This window comes from Streptomyces spiramenti (assembly GCF_012034385.1).
GTDB classification, from domain to species: Bacteria; Actinomycetota; Actinomycetes; order Streptomycetales; family Streptomycetaceae; genus Streptomyces; species Streptomyces spiramenti.
On record NZ_JAAVJB010000010.1, the window covers coordinates 45,356 to 55,901 of the forward strand.

The window sequence follows — 10,546 nt, forward strand, 5'->3', positions numbered from 1 at the left end:
GAGGAACTGCCTCGGCAGCCGCCCGGTGAGCGCCGCGAGGGCTGAACTGCTGCGTAACCGTGCCCCGCCCCCCGCGGAGGCGGCCGGTGTCCTCACGGGTCACCGGCACCGAACGTGCGGACCGTAGTCCTCGCCGGTTGGTGCGTTCTCTGCGGGAGAGTGACGGTGCGGAGACCCGGCGAGGGGGCGCTGCGGCGTCGCCGGAACTCAAGCTTCGGCATCAAGGCTGACGCAGTGTCATTTCCTGCTAATCTCAGCCTCTGTGTACCCGGTTCACAGTTGATCTTGGGGTGCGCAGTGCTTGTCATCAGTGGGTTTGGGGGCGGGGACCGCGCTGTCACGGCGCGATGTGCCCTCGGGAGAAGTGGGGTGGCCAATGGGCCATGACGGGGACAGCGACGTGCCGAAGCCGGGGATCGACAGCAGGCGAGTCCAACAGATCTTCCGTTTCCTGGCGGACGCGGAGGAGTCCAAGGCCCGCCCGAAGAGGACGCTCGACGGCGTGGCGGGGATCGTCTGGTTCGACGATCTTCCGTCCGACCCTGCGGTGTCCGTGGTGCTCGACGCGCCGCTGACGGAGGGGGCACCGGCGTGGCTGCGGGTCGAACGCCCGGCACGGGAGGAGGCGCCGGCCCTGCCCGAGCTCATCGAGCTCTGGGTGGAAGAGACGGGGTTGCGCGATTTCCGCCGGAAGCAGGCGCCCGTGCTGCTGCGGCGGATCGAACCGCAGTTCCCCGACTGGTCGGAGGGGGTGCCGCTGGAGAAGAACTACGACGTTCTGGACGACCACCCGCAGCGCGAGCGCATCGAGAAGACGTACGAGGCCTGGCGGTTGGAGTGGCTCGGGTGGGCGGAGCGGCGCCGCGCGATGGACCCCCAGATCGAGCTGTACGACCGACTCCACAAGATGCACGAGGACGCCGCGGAGCTCGGTGAGGCGTACGAACTCGTCCTCGGGCTGGGGCGGCTCACCTGGCAGACCGAGGCGGGGCACCGCGTCGAGCGCCACCTCGTCACGCACCGTGCGGTCCTGGCCCTGGACAGCGCGAGCGGGGCGCTGTCCGCGGGGCCCGCCCCGCTCGCCATGGGGCCGGAGCTCGAAGAGGGCATGCTCGACGGCGGGCAGCACGTGGCGGGCAGCGTACGTGAGGAAATCGTCGCCCGCCTGGCGGACGCCGGTGATCTCACGGCTGCCACGCACCTCACCGCGGTGCACGACGCCCTGCGGGTCTGGGTCAACGCCGCACACGCGGCCGGCGCCTACCACCAGGGAATCTCGCGGGCACGTCCCGCGACGCTGGAGAGCCCGCAGGTCGGCCTCACCCCCGCACTGGTCCTGCGAGAACGCGATCGTAGTTCCACGCTGGACGCGCTCAAGACCATCGCGCGAGCCGTCGACGAAGGGGTGGAACCCACCGAGCTGCTCGCCCACATCGCCGGCCGCGGCGGCTCACTCACCGCGGCGGACCACGCCGCCGGCGAAGAAGACCCCACCGGTGGTGAGGTCTTCTTCGCCCTGCCCGCCAACGACGAACAGCGGACCATCGCCCGACGGCTCCGGGCCAACCGTCTGGTCGTGGTCCAGGGACCGCCCGGTACCGGCAAGACGCACACCATCGCCAACCTCGTTACCGACCTGCTGGCGCAGGGTAAGCGTGTCCTGATCACCAGCCACACCGCTCGCGCGCTGCGTGTTCTGCGGGACAAACTCCCCGACACCGTCCGCGACCTGTGCGTCAGCCGTACCGAGGACGGGTCGGCCGCGCAGCGGGAACTCGAGGCATCGGTCCAGCGCATCCTCCGTGAGTACGCCACCTACGATCCTGGGGCGGCGGAGCGGGAGATCAGCTCACTCCGCACGCGCCTCGACCGTGCGCGGGACGCCCAACGCGTCCGCCTCGCAGACCTGGCCGTGCTGAGGAATCAGGAGACCCACCGCTTCGAGCCTGACATCGGTGACTATGCCGGCAGTCTGCAGGAGATCGCGCAACGTCTCGTCGCCGAGACCGACGCCCACAGGTGGCTCGGGCCGGTTCCGGGCGAGCAGCCTTCGCTCACTGCTGAGGAAGCGCTCGAACTGCTGCGCGCGACGCGCGCGTTCACCGCGGAACGACAGGCGCTGGCGGCGGAGGTCCCCGGCCCGGCCGAGTTGCCGGGGCCGGGCGACTTCGACCGTGCGGTGGCCACCACCCGGCAGGCGTTCGACGCACTGGAACGTGCCCGCGCCAACGAGGCGTGTCGCCCCTACGACGAGGCCGTGCGGGGACTCACCTCGCCGGAGCTGCACCGCATCTCGGAGCGGCTCGACGCCTTCACCACCGCCTGCGCCCGAGCGGCTGATCTCGCGGAGGGCGCCGGCAGCTGGGCGGTCGAACTGGAGAGAGAGGCCCGTCGCGGCCGCGACCGCCGGATCACGGCCCGCCGCGACGGTCTCATGCGGGCACTGGACGACGTGTCGGCGGCGTCCGCCACGATCGGGTCCCGGAGGGTCGCAGGCCTGGAGGCGCACTCACCCCAGGAAGCTCTCGCCCCCGCGACCCTGTTGTCGCAGGGGCTGGCCGAGGGAGGTCGACTGCGGGGCCCGTTCGGGATGCGGACCAGACTTGCGAAGTCCGTCGGCACCTTCGCCGACACGGTGACCGTAGACGGGCGGTCATCGCACGACGCCGAAGCGGCTGCTGTCGTGCACGCCCGCGTCCTGGCCGAGCTGAGCCTCTGCGAGGCCGAGACGGAGTGGTACGGCGAGAGTCGTCCCTGGCAGGGGCTTGCGTCGCGGGTGGCGCGCATCCAGCAGGACCTTGAGGTGCTCGACGCGTTGTGTGCCGTGGTGCGTGCCCGGATCGACCTCGGGGCGGTGGGCGCCGCCGCTCCCGGCCTGACCGACGCGCCGTGGCAGGAGAAGGTGACCCGCGAAGCGGTCCGGGACCTCCTGCGTGCCGTGGTGGGGGTGCAGCAGGCCGAGAGCGCCGAGCAGCTGCTCAACTCCGCTGAGAAGCTGCTCTCCGAATGGACCGATCGCCCCGGTTGCGCCGCGGCGGTGACCGAGGCCCATGCCGCCGTGCGCGACCGCGACACCGAGCGGTACCGGCAGCACTGCGAGACGCTGTCCGAGGTCCGCGAGGCGGCGCGCTCCAGGGCCGAACAGTACGCCGCTCACGCTCGGGTGGATGCGGCCTTCCCCCGCCTTGCCGAACGTATCGTCACATCGCCGGCCGACCCCGCCTGGGACCAGCAGCTGCCGCGGCTGGCACAGGCCTGGGCGTGGACGGCCTGGCGTGAGCGTCTGGAACGCCTCACCGACCCGCAGACGGAGGAGAAGCTCCTCCGGCAGCTCACCGAAGCCGATGACGAGGCCCGCATCACCCTCGGCCGCCTGGCCGCGCGGCAGGCCTGGCACCAGTGCCTCCGGTTGCTGACCGATGACCAGTCCCGGGCGCTGAAGGCGTACCAGCAGGCAGCGGGCCGGATCCGTGGCAAGTACCAGCAGCGCTACCGGAAGGACGCGCAGCTGGCACTGGCCAAGGCGCAGAGCGCCGTCCCGGCCTGGATCATGCCCCTCCACCAGGTGGCGGAGACCGTGCCGATGGACCGCCCCGGGCTCTTCGACGTCGTCATCGTCGACGAGGCGAGCCAGTCCGGGCTGGAGGCGATGCTGTTGAGTTGGCTCGCGGACCGGATGGTCGTGGTCGGCGACAGCAAGCAGGTCAGTCCGGAGAACGTGGGCCTCAAACGGGAGGACTACTTCCAGCTGCGTGACCGGCTCCTCACCGCCCTGGAGCCGGACATCCGGAGTCTCTTCGGGCCGGACTCCAGCTTCTTCGACCTGACCGAGGCGCTGTCGTCGGGCCGGGGAACGCTCATGCTCAAGGAGCACTTCCGGTGCATGCCGGAGATCATCTCCTTCTCCAACGAGCTGTGCTACAGCGGTGACCTGCTTCCGCTGCGCCAGTTCGGGGCCGACCGGCTGCCACCGGTGAGGACGGTCCAGGTACCGGACGGAGAAGCGACGGGCGTCGACAAGCGCCTGGTCAACCACGCGGAGGCCGAAGCTCTTGTCGACGCGGTCGCCCGCAGCTGTGCCGACCCGGCCTACACGGGGCTGACGATGGGTGTCATCGTTCTGCGGAGTGCCGTGGGTCACGCCACGGAGTTGGAGAACCTGCTGGTCGAGCGGATCGGCTACGAACAACGGGAGCAGCGGCGCCTTCGCGTCGGCGCTGCGGCGGCGTTCCAGGGGGATGAGCGCGATGTCGTCTTCATCTCCTGCGTGAACTCGGCGAGCACCGCCGCCGGAACGGTGCCGGGCAGCTTCAACGGCCCCACGTTCGAGCGGCGCCTCAACGTCGCTGCTTCCCGCGCCCGGGACCAGGTCTGGGTGTTCCACAGCGCACGCGCCGACCAGTTCCACGCGGGCGACCTGCGGCGACACTGGCTGGACCACCTGAGCCGCCCGATCGAGGCCGCCCCCGAGCAGATTGTCGATGGCGAGGTCCGACCGGACGTGCGGCACCCGGCATTCGACAACCTGTTCCAGCAGCTGGTCTACCGAGAAATCACCGCTCGGGGGTTCCGGGTACGGCCCGGGTACCGCGTCGGCGGACACACACTCGACCTGGTGGTCGAAGGCGGCAGCCGGCGGCTGGCGGTCTGCTGCGACGGTGACTCGTTCGCGGAGGGGGAGGACGCCGAGACCGCCGCGCGTCGTCAGCGCGACCTGGAACGCGTGGACTGGGTCTTCGTGCGGATCCGGGCCAGTCGCTTCCACCTGGACCGCGAGCGAGCGCTGGCGCCGTTGTGGGGACGCCTGGGGGACCTCGGCATCGAACCGGTCCCGTCCGAACCGGCCCTGGCCGAACCGGATGGCGTCGGAGTGTCCGCCGGAACGGAATCGGCGGAGACGGTGGCCGACCTCAGGCCGCAGGACTCTGCCGTCGCCGGTACACCCGGCCGGGAAGCCCTGTCCGCAGCAACGAGGGGCGAGGCCGCCGCCGAGGGCGAGGCACCGGCCGCCGAGGAGTCCTCGCCCGATCCCACGCGGGAGCCAGTTCCGTATGCGGTGCTGCGAAGGGTGATGGACGAGATGCGCCACCTGGAGGCAGCGCTCGGCGCCACCGACGACCCCCTCGAAGGCGAGACCGATGCCGCGCGTGTGGTGTTCCTCCGGCGCACTCTGCGGGAACAGCGTGAGCGCAGGGCCCGCCATCTGGGGGTACTGCGCTCCTTCTCGGACACCGCGACGGTCGACCCGTCGCTGCAGGCGCCCGCAGCAGTCGTCCCCGGTGCGCTCGTCTCCCTGGAGTTCGACGGCCGCTGGGACCGCGAGGTCCTGTACACCGTCGCGGAACTGCCGTGTGAGGACGCCGAGACCATCTCGCCGTCCTCACCACTGGGCTCCCGCTTGCTGTGGCAGGCGGTGGGCACCGAGCTGGCCTACGAGGCGACCCCGGGCAAGCCGTCCACGGTACGGGTCCGCGAGGTGAGTTGCTGACGGCGGACGTGCCGGTGGTGCGTGCCCGTTCGGGCGCGCACCACCGGGTGTCGCCGGCAGGCGCTCAGCGCACGGTCGGATCGAGGAGCGACGACGGTTGGCCGCTCCACGACACTGCCAGGGCGTCACGTGCCCGCGTCGCGGCGACGAACAAGAGACAGCGCTCGGCCAGCAGATCGTGGCGGTGCTGTGCGGGATCCTCGTCCGCGGCGGAGACCTGTTGCAGATACGGCAGGGCGCTGGAGGTCAGGCCCACCAGGGCCACGCACCGGAACTCCAGTCCCTTGAGGCCGTGCATGGTCGACACCCGCACACCTGCCGACCCCGGCGCGGGATCCGCTCGTACCCCGACGGCTGCCAGGCCGTCACGCCGCAGCCTGGCCACCACCGCGTCCACCGTCGAGTTGAGACGCGCGCCCACCGCGATCTCGGCAAGAGGCACGCCGTCACGCTCCGACCAGTGGCGTACCTGGGCGACGAGGGCGGCCAGTTCCTCGCGCGGGGAGGCGAACGACCGCTGCGTCGGTACCGGCCCCCGGAGGACCGAACGGCAGCCGGCCAGGGAATCCGTACCCCCGTCCGCCTCGTCGTCCGCGCCCAGCTCGTTGAACGCGTGGTCGGAGAGGAGTCGGACCGACCAGGACAAGATCTCTTCGGTGCTGCGGTAGTTCACGCGCAGCCCCGAGGACCGCCCCCGGACGTGGACGCCGACAGAGCGAAGCGACACCCTGTTGTCGTAGATCCGCTGATGCGGGTCGCCCACGAGGAAGATGTCGTCCGGCGCAGGCGCCACCGCGGCCCGCAGCACGCGCCACTGGGCCGGGTGGAGGTCCTGGGCCTCGTCGACGACCACGTGCCGGTACTGCGGGCCGTGCGTGGCCAACCACGCTGCGGCGCGTGCTGCGAGATGCGCGAACGTAGCCGTGCCCCGCGAGGCGGTCTCCTCGCGGAACCGCTCCATGATCTTCCAGAGCCGGGCCCGTTGGACCCGCCCGAGCTGCGACCCACGGCCGTGCCTGGTGCACGACAGGTATTCCGCCGCGGTCCGGAGATCCTGCGCAAGCACCACGTTCCGATACTCCTGCGCCAGGAACCGCTCCGACCACTCGCCCCGCTCGTCACGCAGCGCACGCGTCCACGCGGTGCGTTCGGAAGCTTCCGTCAGCGGTCGTGGTGTTCCCCCTGGCGTGGCTTTGAGCACCTTGGCCGCGAACGCGTCCACCGTTGTCACCTCGACCCGCGTCAGCAGATGGGCATCAGCTTCTCCCAGGAGCAGTGCCAGCTGGTCCCGAAGAGTGGAGGCCATCGCCGTCGTGAAGGTGGTCAGCAGCAGGCGGTCCTCCGGAAGCCCGGTACGAAGGAGGTGCCGTACGCGGTGGAGCGCGACCACCGTCTTGCCGGTGCCGGGGCCGCCTGTGACCTGAGCCGGGCCGCGGTACCGGGGGTGGTAGGCATGCCGATGCTGGGTCGGGTGGAGGAAGATCCGCCAGCGGTCGAAGTCGCCCGAGAGGACGCGATCGAGCTCGCCGGGCCCGGTCACCTCGACGATCCGATCCGACGTGCGCGACACGGCCTCGGACATCGTGACCGTCTCGCGGCTGTCGGCCGAGCGGACCGTCTGCCCTCGGGGCACGATCAGCTGTTCCCACACCTCGTCCGCGGAGTGCCCGGCGGCGAGGTACTCCAGTGCTTCGAACTGGTCGGCCGGGAGCAGCGGCGGTCGCATCGCCGCAAGGTCCGATTCCTCGACACAGATCCGAGCCAACCGCAGCACCTGCTCGTCGATGCCCAGGTCGCGGAGGACGGTGTTGGAGTGCGCGGCGAACAACCGGGTCGGCGCCTGTGCGGCGCGATCTTCGTAGTAGGTCTCCAGATGTTCCAACTGAGTGACGTTCCGCACCTCCAGCGCGCCGGTGGCGCTGTTCACCGAGTATGCGCGGCTGACGGCCCAGGAATTCGCCTCGTCGTGGGCACGGACTCGGAGCAGTGTGAAGAGTTCGCTGCTGTCATCCGGCGCCAGCAGGACCCCGCGGAGGGAGCGCGACACCCGGATGGTGCGAATCCGTGGGTCTCTGGCGCCCTGCAGCTTCTCGAGGTGGAGGCCTTTGTGCGCGCGCAGCTCCGATACGGAGAAGTTCCCGAAAGCCTTGATGCTCTCCGTGACCTGCTTGCGTTCATGGGAGCCCAGCAAGCTGAAATCTGAGAGGAAACCCTCCGTGAGCGCCAGTCGTGGCATGGATGCGCCCCCTGATCGTCTGTGGAACGTTGCTCGGCGCGTGTTTTTCGTCCCGGCCGGCCACGGCGTGGACCGCGTTGGTCCTCGGAGCCCTTTACCGGAAGCGATTCTACGGAGTTCGGCGCCCACCGGCCCGAGTTCGGACAGGTGGCCGGCCCGAAGCGGACCAGCCGGCCGCGGACCGCCCGGCAGCGGCACCGGGGCAGGGGAGGAACGGCGGGCGAGTGCGGCGTTCACGGCTGCCCGTTTGTCTCTACGGCCGGTCCGCCCGTCACGGCACGCTCGTGCGGAGCGCCGGTGGCCGTCCGGCGACCGACGTCACCGAGGAGGGACGGACATGTCCGAACACCCCGAGACCGTGTTCCGCGTGGTGCTCAACGACGAGGAGCAGTACTCGATCTGGCAGGCCGACCGGGACCTGCCCGCCGGTTGGTACGCGGAGGGCACGGAGGGCACGCGGCAGGAGTGCCTGGACCACATCGGGCGGGTGTGGACGGACCTGCGGCCCGCCAGCCTGCGCCGCCGGTCCGACAGCGGCGCCGTGGGCGCGGCGACCGGGGCGGTGGCGGAGCAGGGCCGAGAGAGCACCCCGGTCTGAGCAGCGTCGCCAACCCGAGGAGAAGCCCCGCGATGACCATCATCTCCCAGACCATGCCCCGCCCCACCGCCGTGGGGGCCGTGGCCGCCGCCGACGAGAACGCCCCGGTCGCCGCCGGTTACGGCGACGACCGCACGGGGGTCCTCACCGCGGTCGGGTCGACACCGCTGGTGCGGCTCACCCGGCTGCTGCCCGGCGCCCGGTTCCGGATCTGGGCCAAGCTCGAGTCGTCCAACCCCGGCGGCAGCATCAAGGACCGCTCCGCGTACGTGATGCTGAGCCACGCGATCGCCACCGGCGCGGTCGTCCCCGGCAGCGGAACGGTGGTCGAGTCGAGTTCGGGCAACCTCGGGATCGGCATGGCCCAGGCGTGCCGCGCGCTCGGGCTGCGTTTCGTCTGCGTGGTCGACCCCCGCACCAACCCCCAGAACATCGCGATCATGCGGGCGCTCGGCGCCGCCGTGCACCTGGTGACCGCACGCGACTCCGCCACCGGCGAGTACCAGCCGGTGCGGATCGCACGGGTCCGGGAGCTGGTGGCCTCCCTGCCCGGCGCGTACTGGCCCAACCAGTACGCCAACCCCCGCAACGGCTGGGCCCACCGGGTCACCATGCGCGAGATCGAGGACGAACTCGGCCGCGCCCCCGACCACCTGCTGTGCACCATCAGCTCCTCCGGCACGCTGCGCGGCTGCGCCGACTGGATCCGCGAGCGGGGCCACGCGACGCGGGTCGTGACGGTCGACGCGGAGGGCAGCGCCATCTTCGGACCGCCGACCGGCCGACGGCTGCTCCCCGGTCACGGCGCCGCCGTCCGCCCGCCGTTGTTCCGCAGCGGGCTCGCCGACGAGGTGATGCACGTCAGCGACCTGGACAGCGTCGTCGGCTGCCGCCGCCTCGCGCTCTCGGAGGGGCTGCTGCTCGGCGGGTCCTCCGGCGCGCTGGCGACCGCGCTCGACCGGATGAGCGACCGGGTGCCGGACGGCTCGGACTGCGTTCTGGTGATGCCCGACCGCGGTGAGCGGTACCTGGACACGATCTACGACGACGCCTGGGTCAAGGCCCAGTTCGGAGAGGTGACGCACCTGTGGAAGGACGAGATGGCGGGGGCGGGTCGATGCTGACGCTCGGCAACGCGGACGTGAGGCGGGTCCTCGACGGCCGGGAGAAGGAACTCCTGGGCGCCGTGCGCGACGCCTACCTGCACCACGAGGCGGGGCGCAGCGCGCTGCCGCACTCCGTCTTCCTGCGGTTCCCCGGCGACGACCGCAACCGGATCATCGCGCTCCCCGCCCACCTCGGGGGCGAGGAGCCGAAGGCCGGCATCAAGTGGATCTCCTCGTTCCCCGGCAACGTCGCGCGGGGCCGGGAACGGGCCTCGGCCGCCATCATCCTGAACTCGATGGAGACGGGCGTCCCCGAGGCGCTGGTCGAGGGATCGACCATCTCGGCCCGCCGCACCGCGGCGAGCGCGGCGCTGGCCGCCGGAGCCCTGCCGCCGGGGGGCGGCACGGAGACCGGGGTGACCCTCGTGGGGTGCGGCGTCATCAACTACGAGGTGCTGCGATTCCTGCTGGTGGTACGACCGGAGATCACCGAGATCACGGTCTTCGACCTGGACGCCGAACGTGCCGGGGGGTTCCGTGACCGCTGTGCGGCGGAGCTGGCCGGCGAGGGGCGGACGGTGCGGGTCGCCTCCGACGTGGAGGAGGCGCTGGGCGCGCACCGCCTGGTCTCGCTCGCCACGACGGCGACCGTCCCCCATCAGGACCTGGCCGCGTGCGCCCCGGGCACGCTGGTGCTCCACGTCTCGCTGCGGGACGTGACCGTTCCCGCGGTGCTGGCGGCGGTGAACATCGTGGACGACCCCGACCACGTCTGCCGCGCGGAGACCTCCGTGCACCTGGCGGAGCAGGCCACCGGCGGCAGGGGGTTCGTCTCCGCGACGCTCGGCGGACTGCTCTCGGCCGGTGCCCCGCTGCCGCGCGACCCGGAACGCGTCACGCTGTTCTCGCCGTTCGGTCTGGGCGTCCTCGACCTCGCCGTCGCCGACCTGGTGCTGCGTGCGGCGCGGGCGGAGGGCGTGGGCACGCGCGTCGAGGGCTTCCTCCCGCCGCCGTTCCCGTCCGCCGGAGGGGACTGACGGGGACGGACGGCCCGGGACCGTCCGTGACCGGCGTCGGCCGGCTCCGGGTCAGGCGGGCGCGGGGCCGGGCGGCTCGGC

General features: G+C 71.6%; 5 protein-coding genes. 4 read left to right on the forward strand and 1 reads right to left on the reverse strand.

Annotated features, from left to right (window positions below; translation table 11 throughout):
• The first annotated feature begins 376 nt into the window (after positions 1-376).
• Positions 377-5,488 carry an AAA domain-containing protein gene (locus HCJ92_RS02800; protein WP_167931768.1) on the forward strand — a complete coding sequence of 1,704 codons (5,112 nt, stop codon included), beginning with the start codon at positions 377-379 and terminating at the stop codon, positions 5,486-5,488.
• A gap of 64 nt (positions 5,489-5,552) precedes the next feature.
• Here the strand turns inward: HCJ92_RS02800 and HCJ92_RS02805 are convergent, their stop codons facing one another.
• Positions 5,553-7,724 (reverse strand): UvrD-helicase domain-containing protein, encoded by a 2,172-nt coding sequence (locus tag HCJ92_RS02805; protein WP_167931769.1) that lies wholly within the window; start codon positions 7,722-7,724, stop codon positions 5,553-5,555.
• Between the two features lie 337 nt (positions 7,725-8,061).
• Between HCJ92_RS02805 and HCJ92_RS02810 the strand changes: the two genes are divergently transcribed.
• Genes HCJ92_RS02810 through sbnB form a run of 3 tightly spaced genes read left to right on the forward strand, consistent with a single transcriptional unit; the run spans position 8,062 to position 10,465 of the window.
• On the forward strand, positions 8,062-8,322 hold the full coding sequence (locus tag HCJ92_RS02810) for an MbtH family protein (protein WP_167931770.1): 261 nt from the start codon (positions 8,062-8,064) through the stop codon (positions 8,320-8,322).
• A gap of 32 nt (positions 8,323-8,354) precedes the next feature.
• On the forward strand, positions 8,355-9,446 hold the full coding sequence (gene sbnA / locus HCJ92_RS02815; protein WP_167931771.1) for a 2,3-diaminopropionate biosynthesis protein SbnA: 1,092 nt from the start codon (positions 8,355-8,357) through the stop codon (positions 9,444-9,446).
• A complete protein-coding gene (gene sbnB, locus HCJ92_RS02820; protein ID WP_167931773.1) occupies positions 9,440-10,465 on the forward strand; it encodes a 2,3-diaminopropionate biosynthesis protein SbnB in 1,026 nt (341 codons plus the stop codon). Before sbnA ends, sbnB begins: the two co-directional genes overlap by 7 nt.
• The last annotated feature ends 81 nt before the right edge of the window (positions 10,466-10,546 follow it).